The sequence below is a fragment of the Blastococcus sp. URHD0036 genome (assembly GCF_000701365.1).
Taxonomy (GTDB): domain Bacteria; phylum Actinomycetota; class Actinomycetes; order Mycobacteriales; family Geodermatophilaceae; genus Trujillonella.
Genome location: NZ_JNIK01000015.1, coordinates 291,843 through 317,924, shown reverse-complemented (window position 1 = coordinate 317,924; position 26,082 = coordinate 291,843). Strand labels below are relative to the sequence as shown.

Genomic DNA, 26,082 nt, shown 5'->3' with positions numbered 1-26,082 from the left:
GCCATGCCGGTCCCGGACGCCCTCCCGCGTACCGAGCGCCTGCGGCTGCGCCCCTGGACGACCCGCCGCGACGACCTGGCGCGGCTGACCGACCTGTACGGGCGCCCGGAGGTCACCCGGTGGCTGGGCGGCGGGCCGTCGGTGACGCCGGTCGAGCTGGTGCAGCGCTGGCAGCAGATCGGCGTCGCGGATCCCCGTCTCGGCGTCTGGGCGATCGAGACGGGGTCGCCCTCCCGGATCGCCGGCACCGTGCTGCTCAAGCCGCTGCCGGGCGGGATCGGCGAGGTCGAGGTGGCGTGGCACCTGCACCCCGACTCCTGGGGCTGCGGCTACGCGACCGAGGCGGCGCACGCGGTGATCGACCGGGCGTTCTCCGGCGGGGTGCCTGAGGTGTACGCCGTCGTCCGGCCCGGCAACACCGCCTCGGTGGCGGTGTGCCGGCGGCTGGGGATGCAGCCGCTGGGGCTGCTCCGCCGCTGGTACGACGTCGAGCTGGAGACCCACCGGCTGATCGCCCCGGTGGTCGTGGACTGAGGGCTCAGCCGCGGCGCACCAGGCGGCGCAGCCGCGCCAGAGGGTGCGGCCGCTTCGGCTTCTCCCGGGTACCGGAGTAGTCCGAGACGTCCAGCGCCTTTGCCTCCTCCGGGGTCGGCGCGGTACCGCCGAGGTGCGCGGGCTGCCACCACAGGTCCTCGGGGCCGGCCGGCTGCTGCGGGTAGTCCCGCTGCGCCCGGTCCAGCAGCTCCTCCATCGCCGCGCGGGTGCGCCGCAGCAGAGGTGCCGTCCGCTCCCCCGGCACGGGCACGATCGGCTCCCCCAGCACGACCGTCACCGCCACCCCGCGGCGCAGCTGCGGCTTGTGGTGCTTGGTGGTGATCCGCTGCCCGCCCCAGACCGCCGCCGGGATGATCGGCACCCCCGCGTCGATCGCCATCCGCGCGGCACCGGCCTTGAGATCCTTCACCGTGAAGCTGCTGCTGATCGTCGCCTCGGGGAAGACCCCGACGACCTGCCCGTCCTTGAGCGCGCGGACCGCGGCCTCGAAGGCGGCCGCGCCGGCCCGGCGGTCCACCGGGATGTGCTGCATCGCCCGCATGAACGGCCCGGCGAACCAGTGCCCGAAGACCGACGCCTTGGCCATGAACCGGACCAGCCGGTGGGACTGCAGCGCGCCCAGGCCGAGGAACGTGAAGTCGAGGTAGCTGACGTGGTTGCTGCAGATGATCGCGCCGCCCGTGCGCGGCACGTGCTCGCTGCCGCGGACGTCGAAGCGGAAACCGAACAGCTGGAAGACCACGATGGCCAGCCGGACGACGAACCGGTACGGCCGGTCCCGCGGGTCGGGCCGGGGCCCGTACAGGTCGGGCCGTACGACGTCGCGCCAGCGCACCGTTGCCATGCGCGGACGATAACCGTCCCCGCTGTGACCTGCCGGTGTCGGATCAGCCCGTGGTGATCTCGATCGCCGCGCGCACCACGCCGGTCAGGGCGCCGGTCTCCCGGTGCACCCGCCGCTGCTCGTCCGCCCCGGTCCCGCGGTCCAGGATCGTGGCCACACCGGCGGAGACCCGCTCGTCGTCCCCGGCGTCGGCCAGGGCGGGCCGCACGTGGTCCAGCAGCGCGGCGACGACCTCGGCCGCGGGAGCCGGCCGGCCCGTGGCCGGGGAGACCAGGTCGCCGCTCATCCCCCACCGGGCAGCACGCCACCCGGAGGCCCGGACCACCTCGGTGCGGACGTCGGGCGCCGGGATCCCGTCGCGCCACTCGCGCGCCGCGGTCTCCACCAACCCGCGGACCAGACCGGCATGGGTGACGGCGTCCTCGACGTGCAGCGCCACGTCGGCGATGCGGACCTCGACGGTGGGCCACTGCTCGGACAGCCGGGCGTCGAAGTAGACCATCCCCGTGTCGACGATCGTCCGCGTCGCGACGAGGTCGGCCACCACGCGGGCGTAGTCGGCCGCGTCGGCGAACAGCTCGGTCGGGCCGGACGACGGCCACCGGTTCCACGACTGCGAGCGGAAGCTGGCGTACCCGCTGTCGCGGCCCAGCCAGAAGGGCGAGTTGCTGGTCAGCGCGGTCAGGACCGGCAGCCACACGCGGATCCGGTTGAGGACGACGACGCCCTCCTCGTCGTCGGCCACCGACACGTGCACGTGGCAGCCGCAGATGAGCTGCTCGAGCGCGGTCAGGCCGAACGTCTCGGTCATGTCGGCGTACCGCTCCCCCGGTGTCGTGACGGGCTCGACCCGGACCGGTGAGCTGGCCAGTGCCGCGACCCGCGCACCGACCGCCCGTGCGGCGGCGTCCGCCCGGCCGCGCCAGTGCCGCAGCTCCTCGGTCACCCCCGCCAGGTCGGAGCAGACCCGCGTGCCGAGCTCGATCTGCTGCGCCTTGAGCTCCGGCACGAGGTGCCCGGCGGGGTCGCCGTCCCCTCCCCCGTCGTCGTCCGCCTGCCCTCGTGCCGCCCGGTCGTGCTCGCCCACCGTCTCGGCCTCACCCCATCGCGCCGCCGCCGCCAACGCCTGGGGCCCGAGCGGCACGGGGACCCCGTCCGGGTCCACGACCAGCAGTTCCTCCTCGACACCCAGCGTCCGCACCGGCTGATGCTCCCCCGCCGGGCGGTGGCTGAACCGCAGGTCCCCCGATAGGTGCTCCTGCGGTGTCAACGGCGGTGCCTGCCGGAAAAAACCTGCGATGTTGTTGGGGATAACGGTAGACTTCCGAGATGGCACGTGAGTGGCAGCTCCCCCTGCCCGACATGCCGGCGCCACCCCCGGAACGGGCCTGGCGGCGGCTGACGGCGCCCGAGGGCTACGAACCGCAGTGGCGGCGGCTGGTCGACGCCGCCCTGGAACTGGGGCTGGGCCCCGACGACCTGGCCGAGGACGGGCTGGAACCCGTCGCGGTCGCCCGCGGCTGGCGGCCAGCGACCGTCACGCTCTACAGCAAGGTGGCCCGGTACGGCGGCGTCGCGCTGCCCGTCCCGCGGACGCCGGAGCCGGCGACCGACACCCTGGACCTGCGCCCGCTCACCGAGATCCGCAGCGAGGACCCCGAGCACCTGCGCGCGGTCACGTGGTGCGCTCTTGCGCTGGGCTGGCCGGCCGCCGTCGGGCAGTTCCGCTCGCTGCGCCGCGACCAAGTCCACCCCTCGGCGGGGCGGCTGGTCGTGCGGACCGACGACGGCGAGTGGGCCGTCCCCGGCGCGACGACGGCCTGGCATGCCTGGGAGACCGTGCGCGGGCGGTTCCCCGCGCTCGCGGCCAGCCCCTGGGTGCTGCCGGCGCTCCGGCGGGGTCCGGGTCTGGACTCGCGGATCGGCGGCCGGTTGTCGAACCAGGCGCTGCAGGTGACGTTCACCAAGCACGCCGTCGGCACGGGGCACCACCTGCGCGCGACGGCACCTCCCCGCAGTCGCGACCGCGCCGCGGCGCTTGCGGAGGCCTACCGGGAGCTCTCCTACGACTCGTTCCGGCGGCTGTCCCTGGCCGCCGGGGCGCCACCGGTCAGCAGCCGCGGCGTGGTCCGCGCCGAACGGGCCGTCGCCCGCGAGGCCCGCCGGGCCGGCTGAGGGCCGCCCACCTGTCCCGCGGACGCTCGAGCTCTGCCCATCATGCTGGGCAGAGCCCGAGCGAGCCCAGAGAGGTGTGCCGACGCGAGGTGGCTGACGCTCAGAGCAGCGTCAGCTGTTCGGGGAGGTCGGCCGCCTCCGCGACAGCCCGCGCCGGTGCCGCGCCCGGTAGCCCCGCGGCCGGGTCCTCCCGTCGCTCGGGGAGGCTCCCGGCCGGGAAGGCGGCCTCGTCGTCGCCTGGGACGCCGGCGCCGCGGGCCTCTCCCCCGGCCTGCCGGTCCAGCCTGTGGGCGGCGAGCAGCGGAGCGACCCGGTCGGCGAGCCAGCGCCGGTACTCGGCCGGGACGTAGGCGCCGCGGCCGTACAGCTGCCGATAGCGCGGGACCAGCTGCGGGTGCTCGCGCTGGAGCCAGGCCGTGAACCACTCCCGGGCGCCCGGCCGCAGGTGCAGCGGCACCACGGTCACCCCGGTCGCCCCCGCGGCCGCGATCGCGCCGATGGCGGCGTCCAGGTGCGCCCGGTGGTCGGTCAGCCCGGGCAGCACCGGAGCGAGGAAGACCCCGCAGGGCAGCCCGGCGTCGGCGACCGCGCGGACCAGGTCGAGGCGGGCCCGCGGTGACGGCGCCCCTGGCTCGAGCGCGGCGTGCAGCTCCTCGTCCCAGATGGCCATGGAGACACCCAGGCCGACCGGGACGTCGCGGGCGGCCGCGGCCAGCAGGGGGACGTCCCGGCGCAGCAGGGTGCCCTTGGTGAGGATCGAGAACGGTGTCCCGGACCCGGCGAGCGCCCCGATCACCCCGGGCATGAGCCGGTAGCGGCCCTCGGCGCGCTGGTAGGGGTCGGTGTTGGTGCCCAGCGCCACGTGCTCGCGCTTCCACGACGGCCGCGCCAGCTCCCGCCGGAGGACGTCGACGAGGTTGGTCTTGACGACGATCTGGGTGTCGAAGTCCCGCCCCGTGTCCAGCTCCAGCCACTGGTGCGTCCCGCGAGCGAAGCAATAGGCACAGGCATGACTGCAGCCGCGGTACGGGTTGATCGTGTGGCCGAACGGCATGCCGGAGTCGGCCGGGACGGCGTTGAGGGCCGACTTCGCCCGCACCTCGTGGAACGTCAGCCCGGGGAACTCCGGCACCTCGACGCTGCGCAGCAGGCCGCGGACCGACGGCATGCCGGGCAGCGTCGTCCCGTCGTCCAGGTCCAGCCGCTGGGCGTCCCACCGCACGCATCTATCCGAACACGCGTTCGATCAGCTGTCCAGCCAGCTCGCGATGTCCGGCGCACGAGGACGCGGAGTCGAGTGCCGCTGTGCACCTGTCCACCCCATCGCCGCGACGAGAGGTGGATGTCTGCACAACGGCGGCTCCTGACCGCGAGGCGGCGGCCAGCAGCCCGCACAGGGAGCGCCTCAGACCGGAGGCCGGTCCTCGAACACCGTCGAGAGCACCACCGTCGTCCGGGTGCTCGCGTTGGCCAGGGAGCGGATCTCCCGCAGGAGGTCCTCCAGCGCCTGGGTCGAGGCGACCCGGACCTTGAGAAGGTAGCTCTCCGCCCCGGCGACGGAGTGGCACGCCTCGATGGCGGTGAGGTGGGCGAGCTTGCCCGGCGCCTCCTCCGCCCGGTCCACGTCCAGCGGCGTGATCGCGACGAAGGCGGTCAGGCCGAGTCCGAGCTCCCCCGCGTCCAGGCACGCCCGGTACCCGGTGATGAGCCCGCGCTGCTCCAGCCGGCGCACCCGCTGGTGCACCGCCGAGACCGACAAGCCCACCCGCTCGGCCAGCTCGGTGTAGCTGGCCCGGCCGTCCCGGGCCAGCGCGGCCAGCAGCGCCCGGTCGACGTCGGCCGGGCCGCCGTCAGCCGGGGAGGTGGACGAGCTCATGGGAGCCGGAGTTGAACGACCGCACGCCGTCGTCGGTGCAGACCACGATGTCCTCGATGCGGGCCCCGCAGCGCCCGGCGAGGTAGATGCCGGGCTCCACGGAGAACGCCATCCCCGGGACGAGGGGCAGCTCGTTGCCGGCCACGATGTACGGCGCCTCGTGGGTGTCCAGCCCGATGCCGTGCCCGGTGCGGTGGATGAAGTGCTCACCCCAGCCGGCGTCGGTGATCACCCGGCGCGCGACGGCGTCGACCTCCTGCGCGGCGAGCCCGGGACGGACCGCGGCGCACGCGGCCCGCTGGGCCTCCTGGAGGACGGCGTACCACTCGGCGGTCTCGGCGTCGGCCTGTCCGCCGACGACGTAGGTGCGGGTGCAGTCGGAGCGGTAGCCGCTGGGCAGCTCGCCACCGATGTCGACGACGACGAGGTCGCCGGCCTGCACGACGCGGTCGGAGAGCTCGTGGTGCGGGCTGGCGCCGTTGGGGCCGGAGCCGACGATCGTGAAGTCCACCGCCACGTGCCCCTCGGCGAGGATCGCGGCCGCGATGTCGGCGCCCACCTCCGCCTCGCTGCGCCCCACCCGGAGCAGGTCGGCCATCCGCGCGTGCACCCGGTCGATCGCGGCGCCGGCGGCGGCCAGCTCCTCGACCTCGGCGGGGGTCTTGACCATCCGCAGCCGGTCCAGGACCGGGCCGGCCAGCTCCAGTGCGGAGCCGGGCAGCGCCCGCTGCACCCCGAGTGCGTGCTCGGCCCAGGTACGCGACCCGACCGCGACCCGCGCCGGAGCCGAGCCCAGCCGGTCGGACGCCGCGCGGGCGAGCAGCGCGAAGGCGTCGTCGGTCTCGTCCCAGGCGAGGACCTCCAGGTCCAGCGCACCGGCCGGGCTCGCGCCCACCATCGGCGCCTCCAGCCGCGGCACGACGAGGAACGGTTCGCCGCGGCGCGGGACCACCAGCGCGGTCAACCGCTCCATGGCGTGCGCGTGGTAGCCGCTGAGGTAGCGCAGGTCCGACCCCGGCGTCAGCACCAGGAGGTCGAGCCCCACCTCCTCCGCCACGTCCCGCGCGGCATGCACCCGCTCGATCGTCACCAGTCCCCCCGCGTCGCTGCCCACGGTCGGAGACTATCCGTGGGGCACGACCGATCCCGAGCCAGTTACCGGAGCCGTTACCGTCCCGGGTCGTGACGACGATGCTGCTGGACGCGGCCAGCCTGTACTTCCGAGCCTTCTACGGCGTGCCGACGAGCGTGACCTCGCCCGACGGTCGTCCGGTCAACGCCGTCCGCGGCTTCCTCGACATGTCCGCCCGGCTGATCGCCGCGCACCGGCCCGACCGCTGGGTGGCCTGCTGGGACGACGACTGGCGGCCGGCGTTCCGCGTAGAGGCGCTGCCGTCCTACAAGGCGCACCGCCAGGCCCCCGAGGGCGGCGAGGAGGTGCCCGACGAACTGGGCCCGCAGGTGCCGGTGCTGGTGGAGGTCCTCGCGGCGGCCGGTCTGGCCCGGGTGGGCGCGCCCGGCTACGAGGCCGACGACGTGATCGGCACGCTGGCCACCCGGGCGCGCGGCCCGGTCGACGTGGTCACCGGCGATCGCGACCTGTTCCAGCTGGTCGACGACGCGCGCGGGGTGCGGGTCCTCTACACCAACCGGGGGATCAACGACATCGAGGTCGTCGACGAGGGAGCGGTGGCGGCGAAGTACGGGATCCCCGGCCGGGCCTACGCCGACTTCGCCGTCCTCCGGGGCGACCCGAGCGACGGCCTGCCGGGCGTGAACGGGATCGGCGCGAAGACCGCGGCCGCGCTGATCACCGAGTTCGGGGACCTCGCCGCGATCCGGGCGGCGGCGGCACGCACCGTCGTCCCGAAGGCGCCGCTGACGGCGGCGGTGCTGAAGCGGCTGCACGCCGGCGGCGAGTACCTGGACGCCGCGCCGGTCGTGGTGGCGGTGGCCACGGACATCGACATGCCGGCCGTGGACGGCGCGCTGGCCCGGCGGCCGGCCGATCCGGCGACGCTCGCCGAGCTGGCCGCGACGCACGGGATCGAGTCCTCGGTGCGCCGCATGGCCGCGGTGCTCGGCTGGCCGGCCGACGCGCTCGGCTGAGCGCGCCGGCCGGACCGGCTACGAGGTCTCGTTCCAGGTGTAGTCGCCGTCGTCGCTGGTGATCACGATCGTGATCGTCGTCGGCTCGCCCTCCACGGTGGCCGAGCACTGGTAGTCGGCGTCGACCTCGACCTCCAGCTCGGGGCAGTCCAGGTCGCTGAGCTCCAGGTCGTTCTGCTCCTGGAACTGCTGGCCGACGTCGCGGCTGACCGCGTCGGGGTCGAGCACCGTCTTCTTGAACACGGTCAGCGGCAGGACGACCGCCGCGACCACGATCACGAGGGCGAGCAGGGCGAGGCCGACGATCAGGCCGGTCCGCGACTTCTTCGTCGGCGGCTGCTGGCCGTACTGCTGCCCGTAGCCGGGCTGGCCGTACTGCTGCTGGCCGTACTGACCGGGCTGGCCGTACTGGGGCTGGCCGTAGGCCGGCTGACCCGGCTGCCCGTAGCCGGGCTGGCCGTACTGCGGCTGGCCTTGGCCGGGCTGGCCGTACTGGGGCTGGGCCGGCTGCCCGTAGCCGGGCTGGCCGTAGGAGGGCTGGTTGCCGTACCCACCGGGCGCCGGCTGGCCGTACGAGGGCTGCCCCGGCTGCTGGCCCGGCTGCCCGTACTGCCCCGGCTGGTTGCCACCCTGCGGTGGGTTGGTCATCGTCGCTCCCGGTCGGACGGTGTCTGGCGCTGGTCGCCGTGGCCCGCGGTGCGCAGGCGGTGGCATTCTGCCCCACCGCCGTGCCGTAGGCGGGCCTCCGGCGCGCTGGACGGCCGGAGCCGGCCCGTCAGCCGCTGACGGCGACGGCCACCACCCCGCGGCGGACGCGGGTGACCGCCGCCCGTGCGGTCGCCGCCACGACGTCGTCGGCGCCCTTGCCGAGCTGGTCGAGAAGGTCGAGCAGCATCCGCGCCCAGCGGACGAAGTCGCCACCCGACAGCTCCGTGCCGGCCTGCTCGGCGCCGGCGAGCACCCGGTCGAGGTCCTGCCCGTCGGCCCAGCGGTAGGCCGCCCAGGCGAACCCCAGGTCGAGGTCGCGGGTCTGCGGGACGCCGTGGTCGACCTCGACGTCCAGCAGCCGGGAGCGGATCCGCCGCATCTCGGCGATCGTGGTGGCCACCTTCCCGGCCGGGACGGCGGGCTGGGCCGGCGTCTCCCGCCGGGCCTCGAACACCACCGTGGAGACGACCGCGGCCAGCTCCGCCGGCGTCAGTCCGCGCCAGGCCCCCGCGCGCAGGCACTCAGCGACCAGCAGGTCCGCCTCGGACCAGATGCGCGACAGTCGGCGGCCCTCGTCGGTCACCACCGGGGTGTCCTCGACCGTCGCCACCTCCCCTGGCTCGGCCGGCGACAGCGGCGCGACCTCCGGCACCAGGTAGCCCAGCTCCTCCAGCACGTCGCAGGTGCGGTCGAACTGCCGGGTGAGGGACCCGGTGCGCTCGGCCATCCGCCGCTGCAGCGCCTCGGCCTCGGAGACCGCCCGCAGCCACCGGTCGGCCGCGCGCACCCGCTCCTCCCGGTCGGGCAGCGAGTGCACCGGGTGGGCCTTCAGCGCGCGGCGCAGGTCCGCGAGCACCGGGTCGTCGGCGGCGACGGAGCGGTTCTTGACCCGGCGGGCGCCGAGGTCGTTCTCCACCCGGGCGTTGCGCAGGGTGGCCGCGAGGTCGCGCCGGGCGTGCGGGCTGCGGTGGTTGAAGTTCCGCGGCACCCGCACGCGGGCCAGCGCGGTCACCGGCGTCGGGAAGTCGATCGGGCCGAGCCGGCCGGCCCACTTGTCCTCGGTCACCACGAGCGGGCGGGCCTCGCCGTCGCCGCTCAGGCCGCCGTCGGGCACGCCGGGGTCGAGGACGACGGCCAGTCCCTGGCGCCGTCCGGAGGGCACCCGGATGACGTCCCCGGGCCGCAGCGCCGCCAGCGCCTCGGCGGCCTCCAGGCGCCTCTTGGCCTGCGAGTCGCGGGAGAGCTCCTTCTCCCGGTCGGAGATCTGCCGGCGCAGCCGCACGTAGCCCGCGACGTCCCCGCCCTCGGTGGACATCTCCGCGGCGAACCGCTCGGCGTCGCGCTCGTGGCGCGCCGCGGACCGGGCGAGGCCGACCACCGACCGGTCGGCCTGGAACTGGGCGAAGGAGGACGCGAGCAGCTCGCGGGCCCGCGCCCGGCCGAAGCTGCCGACCAGGTTGACCGCCATGTTGTAGCTGGGCCGGAACGACGACTTCAGCGGATAGGTGCGGGTGCTCGCCAGCCCGGCGACGACGGAGGGGTCCACGCCCGGCGCCCAGACGACGACCGCGTGCCCCTCGACGTCGATGCCGCGCCGCCCGGCACGCCCGGTGAGCTGGGTGTACTCCCCCGGCGTCACGTCGACGTGGGCCTCGCCGTTCCACTTCACCAGCCGCTCGAGGACGACGGTGCGGGCGGGCATGTTGATGCCCAGGGCGAGGGTCTCGGTGGCGAAGACGGCCTTGACCAGGCCGCGGACGAAGCACTCCTCGACGGTCTCCTTGAAGGCGGGCACCAGGCCGGCGTGGTGGGCGGCGATCCCGGCCATGAGGCCCTCGCGCCACTCCCAGAAGCCGAGGACGTGCAGGTCCTGCTCGGGCAGCGAGCCGGTGCGCTCGTCGACGATGGCGGCGATCTCGGCGCGCTCGGCCTCGTCGGTGAGCCGCAGGCCCGAGCGCAGGCACTGGTCGACGGCGGCGTCGCAGCCGTTGCGGCTGAACACGAAGGTGATCGCCGGGAGCAGGCCGGCGCGGTCCAGCCGCTCGATCACGTCCGGCCGGGCCGGGGGCCGCCACCGCGGCCGGGTGTCGTAGCCCTCCCGCCGGCGGCTGCCCCCTCCCCCGCCGCCCCAGGTGTCCATCCGGCGTTCCTGCTCCCGGACGAAGCGGACCAGTTCGGGGTCGACGACCGACGCGCCGCGCTCGCGGGTGGGGAGCTGCCGGGGCTCCTCCCCCCGTTCGGCGGCGTGCGCGGCGGGGCGGAGGGAGAACAGGTCGAACACGCGGTTGCCCACGAGCATGTGCTGCCAGAGCGGGATCGGCCGCACCTCGCTGACGACGACCTTCGTGTGGCCGCGGACGGTGACCAGCCAGTCAGCGAACTCCTCCGCGTTGCTCACCGTCGCCGACAGGGAGACGAGGGTGACCGACTGCGGCAGGTGGATGATCACCTCCTCCCAGACCGCGCCGCGGAACCGGTCGGCGAGGTAGTGGACCTCGTCCATCACGACGTAGCCGAGCCCGGTCAGGGCCGGGGACTCGGCGTAGAGCATGTTCCGCAGGACCTCGGTGGTCATGACGACGACCGGGGCGTCGCCGTTGACGGCGTTGTCCCCGGTCAGGAGGCCGACCCTGTCCGCGCCGTACCGCTGCACCAGGTCGGCGTACTTCTGGTTGGACAGCGCCTTGATCGGCGTCGTGTAGAACGCCTTGCGGCCCTCGGCGAGCGCCTTGTGGACGGCGAACTCCCCCACCACCGTCTTGCCGGCACCGGTCGGCGCGCAGACCAGCACGCCCGCGCCCTCGTCGAGCGCCTCGCAGGCCTCCACCTGGAAGGGGTCCAGGGAGAACCCGAGCTCCGCGGTGAACTCGGCGAGGGCGGGGTGCGCGTTCCGGCGCCGGGCAGCCGCGTACCGCTCTGCGGGGCTGGACATGGGCTCCACGGTAGGCGCTGCGGCCCTCGGTCTCAGCCGGAGTGCCCGAGGCCCCGCCTCGTCGTCGCCGCTTCCCCGCTCGTGGAGGTGACCGGCCGCCTCCGGCGGCGAGGATGTTGGGCATAACGGTTGTATGACGGCCTCACTGCAGGGGCCCGCCGCGCGCTCGCGAGGGGTGGAGGGCAGCGGGGTCCGTCGTCAGTCGTCGGTGGGCGGGCCGCCGAGCAGCGCGCCGCCGTCGACGGAGAAGGTCTGCCCGCTGACGTAGGCCGAGGCGTCCGAGGCGAGGAAGAGGATCGCGTTGCCGATGTCGGCAGGGACACCGATCCGGCCCAGCGCCGTCCCCCGGCCCAGCTGCTCCTGGTCGAGACCGGCGACCTCCCAGGCGGCCGAGGCGCGCTCGGAGGCGATCCCCCCGACGGCGATGCAGTTGGCCCGGATCCCGTGGCGGCCCCACTCGGCGGCGGTGACGCGGGTGAACATCTGCAGGGCGGCCTTCGCGGCGCTGTAGCCGGCGCCGTACCGGACCCCGGTGACCCCGGCCCCCGACGACAGGTTGACGATCGTGCCGCTCCCGGCGGCGATCATGTGCCGGCCGGCCTCGCGGGTGCAGAGGAACGGGCCCTTGGCGTTGAGGTCGAAGACCGAGTCCCACGCCTTGGTGGGGGTGTCCTCCAGCGGCCCCATGCGGGTGCCCCCGGCGTTGTTGACCAGGACGTCGACCCGGCCGAACTCCGCGATCGTCGCCTCGACCAGGGCGACCACCGAGTCCTCCTTCTTCACGTCGGTCGGCACGGCGAGCACCCGGACGCCGAGGTTGCCGGCCTGCGCGCCCAGCTCGAGCAGCTCGGTGCGCACCCGCTGCAGGTCGGCCTCGGTACGGGCGGCGAGCACCACGCCGTCGATGCCGTGCCGGACGAAGATCCGGGCGGTCTCCGCGCCGATGCCGGTGCCGCCTCCGGTGACGATCGCGGTCTTCCCGCGGAGGCTGAGCAGGTCCTGGGCGGGCACGGTCACGGATCGCTCCTCGGTCGGGTGCCGACGACGCGCAGCGCGCCGGGGACGCATTCGGCGACCGCCGGCAGCGGCGCCACCCGCTCGCCGTCGGCGTAGGTGGTAAGCCCGGGCGCCTCGAGCTCCACGCGGACGGCGCGGTGCACCGTGACCGCGGGGTGCTCGACGTGCGTGCCGGCGGTCAGCCGCGGCCGGGTGCGGATCAGCTCCCGCCGGCTGATCGGGCCCACCACGGTGACGTGGAAGAGCCCGTCGGCGGGATCGGCGGCCGGGCAGACGCGCATGCCGCCGCCGTACCAGGCGGTGTTGCCGACGGCGACCAGGGTGACCGGCAGGGTGCTCCGCTCCCCGTCGAGGGTGAGCGTCAGCTCGTGCGGCCGCAGCCGGGCCAGCTCGGCCAGGATCGCCACGTCGTAGCGCCGCGGTCCGCGGGGCCAGCGCAGCCGGTTGGCGCGGTCGGTGACGGCGGAGTCGAACCCGCAGCAGAGCACCGTCGCCCACCACCGCGCGCCGGTCCGCCCGGCGTCGACGCTGCGCACGCTGCCCGCGTGCAGGTCCTCGGCGACGGCGCGGGCGGCGGCCGCCGGATCGGAGGGCACCCCGAGCGCCAGGGCCAGGTCGTTGCCCGTGCCGGCGGGGACGACCGCCAGCGGGGTGGGGGTCCCGGCCACCGCCTGGAGGCCGGCGTGCGCGGCGCCGTCACCTCCGACGGCGACGACCACGGACACGCCGTCGGCGACCGCGGCGGCGGCCTGCTGCTCGGCGTCGGCGCGGGTGGTGGCGGGCAGCACGCGGGGCGTCACCCCGGCGGCCCGGAGGGCGTCGAGCGCAGCGTCGGCTGCGGCCGGTGCCCGTCCGCGGCCGGCGCCGGGGCTGACCAGGACGGCCGCGGAGAGTCCGGTGCCCACCGCGGGGGTCAGCGCGTGGGTGCGGCGGGGCCGGCGACGGGCTCGTCGTCCAGCGCGGTGGGACGGGCGTCGAGCGGGGATGCCTCGTCGTCGTCGACGTCGTGGAAGCCCTCGATCGCCGCGCGGCGCGCCCGCCGCTTGTCGACCACGCGCGCGATCTGGATGGCCACCTCGAACAGCACGCACATCGGGGCGGCCATGAGCAGCATCGTGAACGGGTCCTGGGTCGGGGTGATGAAGGCGGCGAAGACGATGGTGAGGAAGTAGATCCACCGCCGCCCCTTGCGCAGCACCTCGTAGCTCAGGATCCCGATCAGGTTGAGCGCGACGGCGATCAGCGGCAGCTCGAAGCTCACGCCGAAGGCCAGCAGCAGGGAGATGACGAAGCCGATGTAGTCCTGCGCGGTGAGGGCGATCGCCACGCCGTCGCCGGCCAGCCCCAGCAGCAGCTCCAGGCCCTTGGCCAGGGAGATGTAGGCCAGGCCCGCGCCCAGGGCGAACAGCGTCGAGGAGGCGGCGACGAAGCCGACGCCGTACCGCTTCTCGTTCCGCTTGAGCCCCGGGGTGATGAACGCCCACAGCTGGTACAGCCAGAACGGGGCCGACAGCACGATCCCGACGATGAACGCGATCTTCAGCCGGATCAGCGCGCCGCCGAAGACGTCGGTGACCAGGAGGTCGCAGTCGCCGGCGTCGGTGGTGTCGAAGGCGCGCTGCGAGGGGTCGAGCGCGCAGTAGGGCGCCCGGATGAACTCGCCGAGCCCGTGCTCGTACCACCAGAACGCGACGGCGGTCGCGATCAGGATGAAGAAGAGCGCCTTGCCCAGCCGGTTGCGCAGCTCGGTCAGGTGCGCGATGAGCGACATGGTCGCCGCCGCGTCCCGCGGCGGCTTGCGCCGCCTGCGGGCGCGGGGAGGTGCGGCCTCGCTCACCGTCGTCGTGCCGGGGGGATCAGCGCGCGGGGTCGGCCGAGCCGGAGGCCTGGGCGGCCCGGGCCCGCAGCGCCGCGGCACGCGCCTCGGCGGCCTGCGCCTCGGCCTCGAGCTGCTCGGCGCGCAGCTGCGCGGTCAGGTCACCGGGCGCGGGGTCCACGATCTCGCCCCGCAGCGGGGCGGAGGTGGACGCCGGGGCCTTCGCGCGGACCTCGGCGGCCTTGTCGTCGTCCTTCATGCCCTTCATCTCGCCCTTGAAGATCCGCAGCGAGCGGCCGAGCGAGCGGGAGGCATCGGGCAGCTTCTTGTACCCGAAGAGCAACAGGACGGCCAGGATGATCAGACCGATCTCCAGGGGGCCGAGGTTCATCGGGTCTCCTCCACGGTGGGTTGGGCTCCGCCGATGCTACGCCGGGGACTGCGCCGGACCGGGAAGTCGCGAGGTGTTCGCGGGCTGGTCACCCATCGGTTCACCGGCCGCGCGCCCCGCCTGGACCTGCTGGGCCTGCGCGAGCAGCGGGGCGACCTCGCGCTGCAGCCCCTCGGCCTCCCGGCCGAGCCGCTGGAGCGCACCGAGGACGCCGTACGCCAGGAACCCCAGGACGAGCAGGCACAGCAGGGGGACGGCGATCCAGACGACCAGCAGCACGACGCCGACCCTAGCCGCCGGTGTAGCGGGCCAGGGCCGCGCGCGCGTCGCCGGCCACCGCGGCGGCGAGGTCGACCGGCTCGTCGACGACCGCCCCGCCGCCCAGCGAGGCGACCAGCCGCCGTGCCCAGGCGAGGTCGCCGGTCCGCACGGCGACCGCGAGCCCACCCGCGGGCTCCTCGACCTCGCGCACGTCCTCGACCGGGTAGTACTCGGCCACCCAGCGGGCGGCCGGGGCCAGCCGGAGCCGGACCAGCGGCGCGTCCGGCCCGGGGTGGTAGACGCCGCCCTCGACGTCGCGCTCGTGTGCCTCCGGCGGCGGCGCCGCGGGCTCGTCGAGGACGACGACGTCGTCGACGCGGTCGATCCGGAAGAGCCGGACGCCCTCGGCGCGGCGGCACCAGGCCTCGAGGTAGGAGTGGCCGTCGACGAGCAGCAGCCGCATCGGGTCGACGGTCCGCTCGGTCCGCTCGTCCCGGGTGGGCACGTAGTAGTGCAGGTGCAGGGCCCGCCGGCGCTCCAGGCCGTCCCGGACGACGGCGAGGGCGTGCTCGCGCGCGTCGACCGACAGCGCCACCGGCGCCGACCGCTCGGCCGCGTGCCCGGCGACGGCGGATATCTTGGCCAGCGCGCGGCTGACCGCCTCCCGCTCGGCGAGGCCCGGGGACTCCAGCAGCGCGCGCAGCGCGACGACCAGGGCCACGGCCTCGTCGGTGGTCAGCCGCAGCGGGCGCACCATGCCGGCGGTGAAGGTGACCCGCACCCGGTCGCCCTCGAAGGAGAGGTCGATGAGGTCACCCGGGCCGTAGCCGGGCAGCCCGCACATCCAGAGCAGCTCCATGTCGCGGCGCAGCTGCCGCTCGGTCACCCCGAAGTCGCGGGCGGCCTCGGCCAGCGGCACGCCGTCGGGCCGCGCGGTGAGGTACGGGACCAGCGAGAGCAGGCGGGTCATCCGCTCGGTCGTGCCGGGGGCGCTCATGCCGGCTGCCCCATCGCGGCGAGCCGGGTCAGCCGCTCGACCACGGCGTCCCGGACGACCTGCGGCGACTCGACCAGCACGTCGGCGCCGTACGCCGCGAGCTCGTCGGCCAGCCGGCGCGGCTCGGTGGTGCGGATCTGCAGCAGGTCGTCCCCGTCGGCGGCCGGGCCGAGCGCGGTCGCGTGCCGGCGCAGCCCGATCGCCGTGCCCGGACGCGCGCGGACGACGACCAGCTGCTCCTCTCCCCCGTCCTGGCGCGCCACCATCTCGGCCAGGTCGAGGTCCGGCGGCGGCTCGAAGGCCCCGGCCGGGCCGCTCACCCGCGGGGCCCCCAGCACGCGCGACAACCGGAACACGCGCGGCGCCTGCCGGTCGAGGTCGTGGCCGACCAGGTACCAGCGGCCGTGCCAGGCCACCACGCCCCAGGGCTGGACCCGGCGGCGGGCCGGGGCGCCCTCGTCGGGACGGCGGTAGTCGAACTCGACCAGGCGGCGGTCGCGGGCCGCCGCGTAGCAGGGCTCGAAGGAGGGCTCGTCGGAGTCCAGCCGGGGCCGCAGCGGCAGCGCCCGGCCGGGATCGACGTCGACCCCCGCGGCCTTGAGCTTCACCAGGGCGCTCTGTGCGGCGCCGGCCAGCTGCGCGGACTCCCAGAGCCGCAGGGCCAGGCCGACGGCGGCGGCCTCCTCGCCGGTGAGGGTGAGCTCGGGCAGCTCATAGTCGGCCCGCGCGATGCGGTAGCCGTCCTCGGTGTCGAAGGCGCTGGTCCGGCCGGTCTCGAGCGGGACGCCCATCTCGCGGAGGTCGGCCTTGTCCCGCTCGAACATCCGCTTGAACGCCTCGTCGGCGCGCTCGGTGCCGTCGTCGAGCTCGTAGCCGGGCACGGTGGCGCGGATCCGCGCGGCGCTGACGTACTGCCGGGTACCGAGGAGGGCGATGACCAGGTTCACCAGTCGCTCTGCCCGCTTCGCCGCCACGCGCCCAGGCTAGTCATCCCCGGGGCCCCTACTCTGCCCGCGTGGGGGACGAACGGACGACCGGTACCCGGATCCGCTGGCGGCGCGGCACGGTGACCGCCGTCGGCCGCTCGTGGCACGACGCGGTCGAGCTGACCGTCGAGGTCCCCGGCGACGGCGCCGTGCGGTCGCTGGCGCACCCGTCGCTGGTCGGCACGCCCGAGGCCGGCGACGACGTCCTGCTCAACACGACCGCGTGGGCGCAGCGGCTCGGCACCGGCGGGTACGCCCTCGTCGTCGCCGTCCCCGACCGGCTGCCGCCGGACCCGACCGGCCCCGGCCACCTGGTCAAGGCCCGGTACACACCGCTGCAGGTCAGCGTCCAGGGCGTGGACGAGCAGGACACCGAGCACCACGAGGCGATCGCGACGGCCGACGACATCGACGGCATGCCCGTCGTCGTCGCCGACCTGCACTCGGCGCTGCCGGCGGTGCTGATCGGCATCCTGGCCACCGACCCCGACCTCAAGGTCGCCTACGTCATGACCGACGGCGGCGCGCTGCCCGCCGGGTTCTCCCGCACGCTGTCCGCGCTGCGGGCGTCGCTGGCCGGCGTGGTGACGGTGGGTCAGGCGTTCGGCGGCGATCTCGAGGCGGTGACCGTGCACACCGGCCTGCTGGCGGCCCGGCACGTGCTGGGCGCCGACGTCGCCGTCGTCAGCCAGGGCCCGGGCAACCTCGGCACCGGCACGCCGTGGGGGTTCTCCGGGGTGGCCGCCGGCGAGGTCTGCAACGCGGTGGCGGTGCTCGGCGGGGTCGCGGTGGGGGCGCTGCGGATCTCCGACGCCGACCCGCGCCCGCGGCACCGCGGGGTGTCGCACCACTCGCTGACCGCGTTCGGCCGGGTGGCGCTCGGCGGGGTGACGCTGGTGGCGCCGCGGGGGCTGGGGTCGGAGCTGGGGCGTCAGGTCGAGGAGGACCTGGCCGGGCAACCCGAGCGCAACCCGGTGGTCTGGGTGGACGTCGACGGCCTGGAGACGGCGCTGGGCCTCTCCCCCATCCCGCTGACGACGATGGGCCGGGGCTACGGCCAGGAGCGGCCGTACTTCCTGGCCGCCGCGGCTGCCGGCCGCTACGCCGCGCTGCAGGTGCCCCTGCCGCCGGTGCTCGACGAGAAGCCGACCGACGCCTGACCGGAGTGCGGGAAGCGAGGTTTCCTCGCCTCCCGCACTCCACTCACATCGAGGCGATGAGCTTCTCGACGCGCTCGTCGACGGACTTGAACGGGTCCTTGCACAGCACGGTGCGCTGGGCCTGGTCGTTGAGCTTGAGGTGCACCCAGTCGACGGTGAAGTCGCGGCGCTTCTCCTGCGCCTTGCGGATGAACTCGCCGCGGAGCCTGGCCCGGGTGGTCTGCGGGGGCACGTTCTTGGCCTCGAAGACCCGCGGCTCGTGGGCCACGCGGTCGACCTGGCCGTTGCGCTCGAGCAGGTAGTAGAGGCCCCGGCGGCGGCTGATGTCGTGGTAGGCGAGGTCGATCTGGGCGACCCGCGGGTGCGACAGCGGCATGTCGTGCTTGGCCCGGTAGCGCTCGATGAGCTGGAACTTGGAGGCCCAGTCGATCTCGCGGTCGATGAGGGAGAGGTCGCCGCTGTCGACGGCCTTGAGCACCCGCCCCCACAGCTCGAGCATCTGGCGGTGCACCGGGCCCATGCCCTCGCGGTCGACGAACTCCGTCGCGCGGGCGTGGTACTCGCCCTGGATCTCCAGCGCGGACATCTCGCGGCCGTTGGCCAGGCGCACCTTGCGGCGGCCGGTCATGTCGTGGCTGATCTCGCGGATGGCGCGGATCGGGTTCTCCAGCGCCATGTCCCGGATCGGGACGCCGGCCTCGATCATCCGCAGCACCAGGTCGGTGGAGGCGACCTTGAGCAGCGTCGTCGTCTCGTTCATGTTCGAGTCGCCGACGATGACGTGCAGCCGGCGGTAGCGCTCGGCGTCGGCGTGCGGCTCGTCGCGGGTGTTGATGATCGGCCGCGAGCGGGTGGTGGCGCTGGAGACGCCCTCCCAGATGTGCTCGGCGCGCTGGCTGACGCAGTAGATGGCGCCGCGCGGGGTCTGCAGCACCTTGCCGGCGCCGACGACGATCTGCCGGCTCACCAGGAACGGGATGAGGACGTCGGCGAGGCGGCTGAACTCGCCGTGGCGGCCGACCAGGTAGTTCTCGTGGCAGCCGTAGCTGTTGCCGGCGGAGTCGGTGTTGTTCTTGAACAGGTAGATGTCGCCGGTGACGCCCTCCTCGGCCAGCCGCTGCTCGGCGTCGACCAGCAGGCCCTCGAGGATCCGCTCGCCGGCCTTGTCGTGGACGACGAGCTCGGTGAGGTCGTCGCACTCGGCGGTGGCGTACTCGGGGTGGCTGCCGACGTCGAGGTACAGCCGCGAGCCGTTGCGGAGGAAGACGTTGGAGCTGCGCCCCCACGACACCACGCGGCGGAAGAGGTAGCGGGCGACCTCGTCGGGCGACAGCCGCCGCTGCCCCCGGAAGGTGCACGTGACGCCGTACTCGGTCTCGATCCCGAAGATCCGTCGGTCCACGGTCCGAGCCTAGGCGCCGGGAGCGACATCGGCCGGTCCTCTGGCGCTCAGCCGCGCCGGGAGTCGAGGTGCTGCAGCAGGTCGTCGGCCGCAGCCTCCACCTCGGGGTGGTCGTTCTGGCTGGCGCGCTGCTTGGCGTGGATGAGGGCGGCCCGGTTGACCGTGCGGAAGTCGCCGTACGGGAAGTGGTAGCGCTCCTTGGTCTCCGCGTTCGCGTCCGGGTCGACGCCGAGGTGCCAGGCTGCGTAGCCGTCCCAGCCGGAACGCTCGAGCTCCGCGTTGCCGTCGTCGGCCGACGGCGCTGCGTCGGACCAGTCGGTCGTGTCGTCGAAGGAGCCGTCGTCGATGAGCCGCCGTGCCTGACGGACGGCGTCGGGATTGACCTCGTAGCTGGGCACGGCCGGGTCCTACCCGGCCGTGCCCACGGCACTCGGCCCGTTCAGACGCTGCCGGTGTCGGACGGGTCGCCGCCCTCGCCGCCGGCGGTGTCCGGGGCGGCGGGGTCGCCCAGCCCCGGCGGCGTGCCCGGCGCGGGCGTGCTCGGCGCGTGCGCCGCGGTGGCGCCCGCCCCGGCGGCGTCGGTGCCGCCGTCGCCGAGCAGCGAGTGCAGGGCCGCGCCCACGACCCGGCGGAACGCCCGCTTGGGGCGGCGGCGGTCGAGGACGGCGACCTCGAGCTGGGCGGCCGGCAGCAGCTCGCCGTCGCCACCGCCGTTCTGGCCCACCGCCGGGCTGACCGCCGACAGCGCGCGGACGCCGACCGACAGCGCGTCGGCCAGCGACATGCCGGCGCTGAAGTGCTCGCGCAGGTGCCCGGTGACCGCCTCGGCCTGGCCGCCCATGACGACGAAGTCGGGCTCGTCGACGATCGAGCCGTCGAAGGTGAGCCGGTAGAGCTGGTCGGTCTCGGGGGCGTCGCCGACCTCGGCGACGCAGAGCTCCACCTCGAAGGGCTTCATCTGCTCGCTGAAGACCGTGGCGAGGGTCTGCGCGTACGCGTTGGCGATGACCCGGCCGGTGACGTCGCGCCGGTTGTAGGAGTAGCCGCGGACGTCGGCCAGCCGGACGCCGGCCACCCGCAGGCTCTCGAACTCCGAGTAGCGGCCGACCGCGGCGAACCCGATCCGGTCGTAGAGCTCGCTGACCTTGTGCAGCGTCGCGCTGGGGTTCTCGGCGATGAACAGGATGCCGTCGGCGTAGGTGAGGACGGCGACGCTGCGCCCGCGGGAGATGCCCTTGCGGGCGTACTCCGAGCGGTCGCGCATGACCTGCTCGGCGGAGGCGTAGTAGGGCATGGTCATGGCGTCAGGCCCCCCGTCCCGTGGCCTCGCGGTCGGCGGCCGACCGCTCGGTGACGATCGTGTCGGCGACGGCGGCGATCTCGTCGTCGGTCAGCCGGACCGCGCCCTCGGCGTCGACCCGGTAGACGATCGGGTAGAGCCGCCGGACCGGGTCGGGACCGCCGGTGGCGGAGTCGTCGTCGGCGGCGTCGTAGAGGGCCTCGACCACCGTGCGGGTGGCGGCGTCGGCCGACAGGTCCTGGCGCCAGGTCTTCTTGAGCGAGCTCTTGGCGAACAGCGAGCCGGAGCCGACGGCGGCGTAGCCGCGCTCCTCGTAGTTCCCGCCGGTGACGTCGTAGCTGAAGATCCGGCCGGGGGTGGCGCCGGGCGCGGCGTCGAGGTCGTAGCCGGCGAACAGCGGGACGACGGCCAGGCCCTGCATCGCCGCACCGAGGTTGCCGCGGATCATGCCGGCGAGCCGGTTCGCCTTGCCGTCGAGGGACAGCGTCATCCCCTCGATCTTCTCGTAGTGCTCCAGCTCGACCTGGTAGAGCCGGACCATCTCGATCGCGATGCCCGCGGCCCCGGCGATGCCGATGACGGACCAGGAGTCGGCCGGGTAGACCTTCTCGATGTCGCGGCTGGAGATGAGGTTGCCCATCGTGGCGCGGCGGTCGCCGCCCATCAGCACGCCACCGGCGTAGGTGACGGCGACGATCGTCGTCCCGTGCGGGGCGATGTCACCCATGGGCACCTGCGGGACCGGCCGGCGGCCGGGCAGGAGATCCGGGGACGTCGTCGCGAGGAAGTCGGTGAAGGAGGAGCCCACGCGGTCCAGGTACGCGGCCGGGAACCCCGTCCGTTCGGTCGGCCACTGGCTCAACCCGTCCACCTCTCTCACACCCTCGCCGAGGGGCTCACATCTGCTGGTCCGCGCACCGATCGGCACGCCCGTCCGACCCTACCGGCGCCGTCCGACGCCGCCAGGCGAGCTCGGTCCGCGGCGGCCCGCTCGAGGTCACCGCGGTCCGATGCGGGTCGGCTCAGCCGGTGGCGGGCGGTTGGAGGGAGGCAATCAGCGATGCCACCCGGGCGCGGACGACGTCATGCGAGGGGCACCCGGCGGCTCGGCGGCGAAGCTCGACCTGCCCGGGACGCGGCGACCGCCGGACCCGCTCTTGGGCTCCTGGCCCGCCGTGGCGCTCGACGTACCGTGCGGCCGCCCGCAGGACCGTCGGGTCGTCCTTGAACTGGCCCAGCCCGCCGTTGCAGTTGAAGCACAGCAACTGTCGAACTGCACCGGTCGCGTGGTCGTGATCGACGTGCTCGGCGGGTGCGGAGCGGCAGATCGCGCACAGCCCGCCCTGCTCGGCCAGCATCACGTCGAAGTCCTCTGCGGTAATCCCGTACCTCCGCTTGAGGTGGTACGTGCGCGATCCGCCGACCTTGTCCTTCGATGCCTTACCCCGTGCGTTATGACAGGGCTTGCAGTAGACGGCCAGCCCCGAGGGCTGACTCTTGTTCCGCGGATATTCCTCAACTGGCTTGACGACGTTGCACTCCGGGCACCACTTGTGGCCATCCGGCACGTGGACCTCGCGCCGGTGGCGAGCACGCGGCGGACCCGTGCGTGCGTCCTTCGAAGCCAGCAGCCGCCGCCGAGCGTGGGTCCTGCAGTAGAAGCTCAGCCCGTCCGATCGGCTGCGGTCCGAGGTGAACTCGTCAACCGGACGATCTTCGCCACAATCTCTGCAATACTTTCCGAGAGACATCTCAGCTATTTCTATGGGCTAGCCAAGGAATGGCTATTGGCCCCCTTTTTGCACATATGCCCTGACAAATTCCTCGGCATTCTCTTCGAGGACTTCATCAATTTCGTCCAGAATGGAATCGACGTCTTCCGTCAATTCCTTCTGGCGCTCGGCGACATCGGTGTCGACCGACGCCTCGACCTCGTCGGTCTCCTCGCGCGTCCGCGTGACCTTCTGCTGCCCGCCGGTGTCCCTGGTGGCCATGCCGACCTCCCGTACAGAGTCGAAGTGCCTGCTGAGGAGAACGCTACCCGGGAGGTGTGACATCCAGGCGTCGCCGGCTCATGGGCGCGCGCTCAACCGCCCGTGATGGTGTCGACGAGTTCCTGCGCGGTCGACGTGGACTCGAACAGCGCCCCGACGTGCTCCCGCGTCCCGCGCAGTGGCTCCATGGTCGGGACCCGCACCAGGTTCTCCCGGCCGAGGTCGAACACCACCGAGTCCCACGATGCCGCGGCGATCTGCGACGGGTAGCGCCGCAGGCACTCCCCCCGGAAGTAGGCCCGGGTGTCCGACGGCGGGGTCAGGATCGCGCGGGTCACCTCCTCCTCGGTGAGCAGCCGCTGCATCGACCCGCGGGCCACCAGTCGCTGGTACAGCCCCTTCTCCGGCCGGACATCGCTGTACTGCAGATCCACCAGCTTCAGCCGCGCGTCGCCCCACGCCAGGCCGTCCCGGGAGCGGTAGCCCTCGAGCAGCCGCAGCTTCGCCGGCCAGTCCAGCCGGTCGGCCAGCTTCATCGGATCGTCGGCCAGCACCTCCAGCACCTCGGCCCAGCGGCGCAGCACGTCGACGGTCTGCTCGTCGGACACCCCGCGCTGGTCCACGAACCGCTGCGCCTGCTCCAGGTAGGCCTCCTGGACCTCCAGCGCCGTCATCTGCTGCCCGGTCCGCAGCCGGACCTTGTACGACAGCGTCGGGTCGTGGCTGATCGCCTGCAGTGCTGCGACCGGCTCCTCCATCGTCAGGTCCCGGGTGAGCGCCCGCGCCTCGATCATGGCGAGCACCAGCGACGTCGTCCCGACCTTCAGGTACGTCGACAGCTCGGCGAGGTTGGCGTCGCCGATGATCACGTGCAGCCGGCGGTACTCGTCCGGATTGGCGTGCGGCTCGTCTCGGGTGTTGATGATCGGCCGCTTGAGCGTCGTCTCCAGGCCCACCTCGACCTCGAAGAAGTCGGCCCGCTGGGAGAGCTGGAAGCCCTCCCTCCGCCCCTCGGTGCCGATGCCGACCCGACCGGAGCCGGCGAACACCTGACGGGTGACGAAGAACGGGATCAGGCCCCGGATGATGTCGACGAACGGCGTCCGGCGGTCCATCAGGTAGTTCTCGTGGGAGCCGTAGGAGGCGCCCTTGCCGTCGGTGTTGTTCTTGTAGAGCTGGATCGGCTGGGTGCCCGGGACCCGGGCGGCGCGGCGGGCGGCCTCGGCCATCACCCGCTCCCCCGCCTTGTCCCACAGGACGATGTCGCGCGGGCTGGTCACCTCGGGCGTCGAGTACTCCGGGTGCGCGTGGTCCACGTAGAGACGGGCGCCGTTGGTGAGGATGACGTTGGCCATCCCCGCGTCGTCCTCGAAGTCGTTGTGGTCCAGCGCCTGCGCCGGGGACAGGTCGAAGCCGCGGGCGTCGCGCAGCGGCGACTCCTCCTCGAAGTCCCACCGCGCCCGCCGCGGGGTCGGCGCCTCGGCGACCGACCAGGCGTTGACCACCTGGCTGGACAGCGTCGTCGGGTTCGCACTCGGCTGCCCGGGCACCGAGATGCCGTACTCGACCTCGGTGCCCATGACCCGCCGCACGCTCATGCGCCAACCCTAGGCCGCGGCACCGACGCCGGGCCGGACCCGTCCCGGGGTGGCGGCCCGCACCCGGGACCCGGTGGGCGCGCGGCAGCGCCGGCGCCCCGCGAGGGACGTCGGCGCTGCGGCGCGAGCTCGTTACAGGTACTGGCCGGTGTTCGTGGCCGTGTCGATGGCGCGGCCGGACTCGCTGCCCTTCCCGCTGATGAGCGTGCGGATGTAGACGATCCGCTCGCCCTTCTTGCCCGAGATCCGCGCCCAGTCGTCGGGGTTGGTGGTGTTGGGCAGGTCCTCGTTCTCCTTGAACTCGTCGACGCAGGCCTGCATGAGGTGGCCGACCCGCAGCCCGCCGGCTCCGGTCTCCAGCCGCTCCTTGATGGCCATCTTCTTGGCGCGGTCGACGATGTTCTGCAGCATCGCCCCGGAGTTGAAGTCCTTGAAGTACAGGACCTCCTTGTCACCGTTGGCGTAGGTCACCTCGAGGAAGCGGTTCTCCTCGCTCTCGGTGTACATCCGCTCCACGGTGCGCTGGATCATCCCGGCGATCGTGGCCTCGCGGCTGTGCCCGTGCTCGGCCAGGTCGTCGGAGTGCAGGGGCAGCGTCGTCGTCAGGTACTTGCCGAAGATGTCGCGCGCCGCCTCGGCGTCCGGCCGCTCGATCTTGATCTTCACGTCGAGCCGGCCGGGGCGCAGGATCGCCGGGTCGATCATGTCCTCGCGGTTGGAGGCGCCGATGACGATGACGTTCTCCAGGCCCTCGACGCCGTCGATCTCGCTGAGCAGCTGCGGGACGATCGTGCTCTCCACGTCGGAGGACACCCCCGACCCGCGGGTGCGGAAGATCGAGTCCATCTCGTCGAAGAAGACGATGACCGGCGTGCCCTCGCTGGCCTTCTCCCGGGCCCGCTGGAAGACGAGCCGGATGTGCCGCTCGGTCTCCCCGACGTACTTGTTGAGCAGCTCCGGGCCCTTGATGTTCAGGAAGTAGGACTTCCCCTGGCCCTCGCCCTTGAGCGCCGACACCTTCTTGGCCAGCGAGTTGGCGACGGCCTTGGCGATCAGCGTCTTCCCGCAGCCGGGCGGGCCGTACAGCAGGATCCCCTTGGGCGGGCGCAGCTCGAACTCGCGGAACAGGTCGGCGTGCAGGAACGGCAGCTCCACGGCGTCGCGGATCTGCTCGATCTGCCGGGAGAGACCACCGATGTCGCTGTAGTCGATGTCGGGGACCTCTTCGAGGACGAGCTCCTCGACCTCGCTCTTCGGGATCTTCTCGTAGACGTAGCCCGACCGGGTCTCCAGCAGCAGGGAGTCGCCGCTGCGCAGCGTCGTCCCCTCCAGGGAGTCGGCCAGGAAGACCACGCGCTCCTCGTCGGTGCGCCCGATCACCAGGGCCCGCCGCACCTCGCCCTCGACCGGCTCGAGCAGCTCCTTGAGCAGCACGATCTCGCCGCCGCGCTCGAAGCCGCGCGCCTCGACGACGTTCATGGCCTCGTTGAGCATCAGCTCCTGGCCGTGCTGCAGCTCCGACACGTCGACCGCCGGCGACACCGAGACCCGCAGCTTCCGGCCGCCGGTGAAGATGTCGATCGTGTCGTCCTCGTGCCGGGTGAGGAACACGCCGTAGCCGGACGGCGGCTGCCCGAGCCGCTCGACCTCCTCTTTGAGCGCCACCAGCTGCTCGCGCGCCTCGCGCAGCGTGCCGGTGAGCTTGTCGTTGCGCTCGGACAGGAACGCCGCGCGGCCCTCCGCCTCGGCGATCCGCTCTTCCAGCGCCCGCACCGTGCGGGGGCTCTCGGCCACCTTGCGGCGCAGGAGTCCGATCTCCTCCTCGAGGTAGGAGATCTGGCTGAGCAGCGCGGTCACATCACGTTCACGTCGCGCTCGGAACTCGTCGGGACCCAGGGTCATCGCGCACCTCCGCACAGCTCGGGGGGAGCCAAGACGCAAATCTATACACGCCACCGACG

At 73.8% G+C, this 26,082-nt stretch carries 26 protein-coding genes; 4 read left to right on the top strand and 22 right to left on the bottom strand.

Features of this window, described 5'->3' with window-relative positions:
* The first annotated feature begins 3 nt into the window (after positions 1-3).
* Positions 4-534 carry a GNAT family N-acetyltransferase gene (locus tag N555_RS0115795; RefSeq protein WP_029432465.1) on the top strand — a complete coding sequence of 177 codons (531 nt, stop codon included), beginning with the start codon at positions 4-6 and terminating at the stop codon, positions 532-534.
* 4 nt (positions 535-538) lie between these two features.
* On the opposite strand, the gene N555_RS26065 is transcribed toward N555_RS0115795, so the two are convergent.
* Positions 539-1,399 carry a lysophospholipid acyltransferase family protein gene (locus N555_RS26065; RefSeq protein WP_029432464.1) on the bottom strand — a complete coding sequence of 287 codons (861 nt, stop codon included), beginning with the start codon at positions 1,397-1,399 and terminating at the stop codon, positions 539-541.
* A gap of 43 nt (positions 1,400-1,442) precedes the next feature.
* Positions 1,443-2,600 (bottom strand): carboxylate-amine ligase, encoded by a 1,158-nt coding sequence (locus N555_RS0115785; protein ID WP_029432463.1) that lies wholly within the window; start codon positions 2,598-2,600, stop codon positions 1,443-1,445.
* 128 nt (positions 2,601-2,728) lie between these two features.
* On the opposite strand from N555_RS0115785, the gene N555_RS0115780 reads away from it, so the two are divergent.
* Positions 2,729-3,574, top strand: a complete 846-nt coding sequence (locus N555_RS0115780; RefSeq protein ID WP_029432462.1) for a hypothetical protein — start codon at positions 2,729-2,731, stop codon at positions 3,572-3,574.
* 100 nt (positions 3,575-3,674) lie between these two features.
* Here N555_RS0115780 and N555_RS0115775 read toward each other — a convergent pair whose 3' ends face one another.
* The 3 genes from N555_RS0115775 to N555_RS0115765 all read right to left on the bottom strand — a co-directional run bounded on the left by N555_RS0115775 (position 3,675) and on the right by N555_RS0115765 (position 6,564).
* Complete coding sequence (locus N555_RS0115775; RefSeq protein ID WP_029432461.1) at positions 3,675-4,796, bottom strand: Rv2578c family radical SAM protein; 1,122 nt, start codon at positions 4,794-4,796, stop codon at positions 3,675-3,677.
* A 183-nt stretch (positions 4,797-4,979) separates the two neighbouring features.
* Positions 4,980-5,450 (bottom strand): Lrp/AsnC family transcriptional regulator, encoded by a 471-nt coding sequence (locus N555_RS0115770; protein WP_029432460.1) that lies wholly within the window; start codon positions 5,448-5,450, stop codon positions 4,980-4,982.
* A complete protein-coding gene (locus N555_RS0115765) occupies positions 5,425-6,564 on the bottom strand; it encodes a M24 family metallopeptidase (RefSeq protein ID WP_231502811.1) in 1,140 nt (379 codons plus the stop codon). Before N555_RS0115765 ends, N555_RS0115770 begins: the two co-directional genes overlap by 26 nt.
* A 77-nt stretch (positions 6,565-6,641) precedes the next feature.
* Here N555_RS0115765 and N555_RS0115760 point away from each other — a divergent pair, with 77 nt between their 5' ends.
* A complete protein-coding gene (locus N555_RS0115760; protein WP_034511058.1) occupies positions 6,642-7,559 on the top strand; it encodes a 5'-3' exonuclease in 918 nt (305 codons plus the stop codon).
* 18 nt (positions 7,560-7,577) lie between these two features.
* Here N555_RS0115760 and N555_RS29140 read toward each other — a convergent pair whose 3' ends face one another.
* The 9 genes from N555_RS29140 to N555_RS0115715 form a co-directional block, all read right to left on the bottom strand.
* Complete coding sequence (locus tag N555_RS29140) at positions 7,578-8,207, bottom strand: DUF4333 domain-containing protein (RefSeq protein ID WP_034510793.1); 630 nt, start codon at positions 8,205-8,207, stop codon at positions 7,578-7,580.
* A gap of 127 nt (positions 8,208-8,334) precedes the next feature.
* Positions 8,335-11,199, bottom strand: a complete 2,865-nt coding sequence (locus tag N555_RS0115750) for a DEAD/DEAH box helicase (protein WP_029432456.1) — start codon at positions 11,197-11,199, stop codon at positions 8,335-8,337.
* 198 nt (positions 11,200-11,397) lie between these two features.
* A complete protein-coding gene (locus N555_RS0115745; protein WP_029432455.1) occupies positions 11,398-12,216 on the bottom strand; it encodes an SDR family NAD(P)-dependent oxidoreductase in 819 nt (272 codons plus the stop codon).
* A complete protein-coding gene (locus N555_RS0115740) occupies positions 12,213-13,121 on the bottom strand; it encodes a diacylglycerol kinase family protein (RefSeq protein ID WP_029432454.1) in 909 nt (302 codons plus the stop codon). The genes N555_RS0115745 and N555_RS0115740 overlap by 4 nt, the downstream gene beginning before the upstream one ends.
* A gap of 8 nt (positions 13,122-13,129) precedes the next feature.
* Complete coding sequence (gene tatC / locus N555_RS0115735) at positions 13,130-14,053, bottom strand: twin-arginine translocase subunit TatC (RefSeq protein WP_029432453.1); 924 nt, start codon at positions 14,051-14,053, stop codon at positions 13,130-13,132.
* 19 nt (positions 14,054-14,072) lie between these two features.
* On the bottom strand, positions 14,073-14,423 hold the full coding sequence (tatA, locus tag N555_RS0115730) for a Sec-independent protein translocase subunit TatA (RefSeq protein WP_029432452.1): 351 nt from the start codon (positions 14,421-14,423) through the stop codon (positions 14,073-14,075).
* Positions 14,424-14,459: 36 nt separating this feature from the next.
* Entirely contained in the window at positions 14,460-14,702 is a 243-nt protein-coding gene (locus tag N555_RS26060) for a hypothetical protein (protein WP_034510791.1), read from the bottom strand.
* 10 nt (positions 14,703-14,712) lie between these two features.
* A complete protein-coding gene (locus N555_RS0115720) occupies positions 14,713-15,681 on the bottom strand; it encodes a helix-turn-helix transcriptional regulator (protein WP_029432451.1) in 969 nt (322 codons plus the stop codon).
* Positions 15,678-16,655, bottom strand: coding sequence for a helix-turn-helix transcriptional regulator (locus N555_RS0115715; RefSeq protein WP_029432450.1), 978 nt, complete (start codon positions 16,653-16,655; stop codon positions 15,678-15,680). Before N555_RS0115715 ends, N555_RS0115720 begins: the two co-directional genes overlap by 4 nt.
* A gap of 41 nt (positions 16,656-16,696) precedes the next feature.
* Here N555_RS0115715 and N555_RS0115710 point away from each other — a divergent pair, with 41 nt between their 5' ends.
* Positions 16,697-17,827, top strand: a complete 1,131-nt coding sequence (locus tag N555_RS0115710) for a DUF3866 family protein (RefSeq protein ID WP_029432449.1) — start codon at positions 16,697-16,699, stop codon at positions 17,825-17,827.
* Positions 17,828-17,870: 43 nt separating this feature from the next.
* On the opposite strand, the gene pafA is transcribed toward N555_RS0115710, so the two are convergent.
* From pafA to arc, 8 genes are all read right to left on the bottom strand, one after another.
* Complete coding sequence (gene pafA / locus N555_RS0115705) at positions 17,871-19,229, bottom strand: Pup--protein ligase (RefSeq protein ID WP_029432448.1); 1,359 nt, start codon at positions 19,227-19,229, stop codon at positions 17,871-17,873.
* Between the two features lie 47 nt (positions 19,230-19,276).
* Positions 19,277-19,627 carry a hypothetical protein gene (locus N555_RS0115700; protein ID WP_029432447.1) on the bottom strand — a complete coding sequence of 117 codons (351 nt, stop codon included), beginning with the start codon at positions 19,625-19,627 and terminating at the stop codon, positions 19,277-19,279.
* A 41-nt stretch (positions 19,628-19,668) separates the two neighbouring features.
* On the bottom strand, positions 19,669-20,529 hold the full coding sequence (gene prcA / locus N555_RS0115695; protein WP_029432446.1) for a proteasome subunit alpha: 861 nt from the start codon (positions 20,527-20,529) through the stop codon (positions 19,669-19,671).
* Between the two features lie 4 nt (positions 20,530-20,533).
* A complete protein-coding gene (prcB, locus tag N555_RS0115690) occupies positions 20,534-21,391 on the bottom strand; it encodes a proteasome subunit beta (RefSeq protein ID WP_029432445.1) in 858 nt (285 codons plus the stop codon).
* Between the two features lie 160 nt (positions 21,392-21,551).
* Entirely contained in the window at positions 21,552-22,280 is a 729-nt protein-coding gene (locus N555_RS27500) for an endonuclease VII domain-containing protein (protein ID WP_081866266.1), read from the bottom strand.
* 33 nt (positions 22,281-22,313) lie between these two features.
* Positions 22,314-22,523, bottom strand: coding sequence for a ubiquitin-like protein Pup (locus N555_RS0115680; protein ID WP_029432443.1), 210 nt, complete (start codon positions 22,521-22,523; stop codon positions 22,314-22,316).
* A gap of 92 nt (positions 22,524-22,615) precedes the next feature.
* Positions 22,616-24,121: a depupylase/deamidase Dop gene (gene dop, locus N555_RS0115675; RefSeq protein WP_029432442.1), complete on the bottom strand. Its 1,506-nt coding sequence runs from the start codon at positions 24,119-24,121 to the stop codon at positions 22,616-22,618.
* A gap of 132 nt (positions 24,122-24,253) precedes the next feature.
* A complete protein-coding gene (gene arc, locus N555_RS0115670; RefSeq protein WP_231502808.1) occupies positions 24,254-25,978 on the bottom strand; it encodes a proteasome ATPase in 1,725 nt (574 codons plus the stop codon).
* Positions 25,979-26,082 lie beyond the last annotated feature (104 nt).

Coding starts and splice junctions, on each gene's coding strand:
- N555_RS0115720 (WP_029432451.1), bottom strand. CDS start 15,681: ATGAGCGCCCCCGGCACGACCGAGCGGATGACCCGCCTGCTCTCGCTG.
- N555_RS0115795 (WP_029432465.1), top strand. CDS start 4: ATGCCGGTCCCGGACGCCCTCCCGCGTACCGAGCGCCTGCGGCTGCGC.
- prcA (WP_029432446.1), bottom strand. CDS start 20,529: ATGACCATGCCCTACTACGCCTCCGCCGAGCAGGTCATGCGCGACCGC.
- N555_RS0115750 (WP_029432456.1), bottom strand. CDS start 11,199: ATGTCCAGCCCCGCAGAGCGGTACGCGGCTGCCCGGCGCCGGAACGCG.
- N555_RS0115780 (WP_029432462.1), top strand. CDS start 2,729: ATGGCACGTGAGTGGCAGCTCCCCCTGCCCGACATGCCGGCGCCACCC.
- N555_RS29140 (WP_034510793.1), bottom strand. CDS start 8,207: ATGACCAACCCACCGCAGGGTGGCAACCAGCCGGGGCAGTACGGGCAG.
- N555_RS0115770 (WP_029432460.1), bottom strand. CDS start 5,450: ATGAGCTCGTCCACCTCCCCGGCTGACGGCGGCCCGGCCGACGTCGAC.
- dop (WP_029432442.1), bottom strand. CDS start 24,121: ATGAGCGTGCGGCGGGTCATGGGCACCGAGGTCGAGTACGGCATCTCG.
- N555_RS0115760 (WP_034511058.1), top strand. CDS start 6,642: ATGCTGCTGGACGCGGCCAGCCTGTACTTCCGAGCCTTCTACGGCGTG.
- N555_RS0115680 (WP_029432443.1), bottom strand. CDS start 22,523: ATGGCCACCAGGGACACCGGCGGGCAGCAGAAGGTCACGCGGACGCGC.
- N555_RS26065 (WP_029432464.1), bottom strand. CDS start 1,399: ATGGCAACGGTGCGCTGGCGCGACGTCGTACGGCCCGACCTGTACGGG.
- N555_RS27500 (WP_081866266.1), bottom strand. CDS start 22,280: ATGTCTCTCGGAAAGTATTGCAGAGATTGTGGCGAAGATCGTCCGGTT.
- tatA (WP_029432452.1), bottom strand. CDS start 14,423: ATGAACCTCGGCCCCCTGGAGATCGGTCTGATCATCCTGGCCGTCCTG.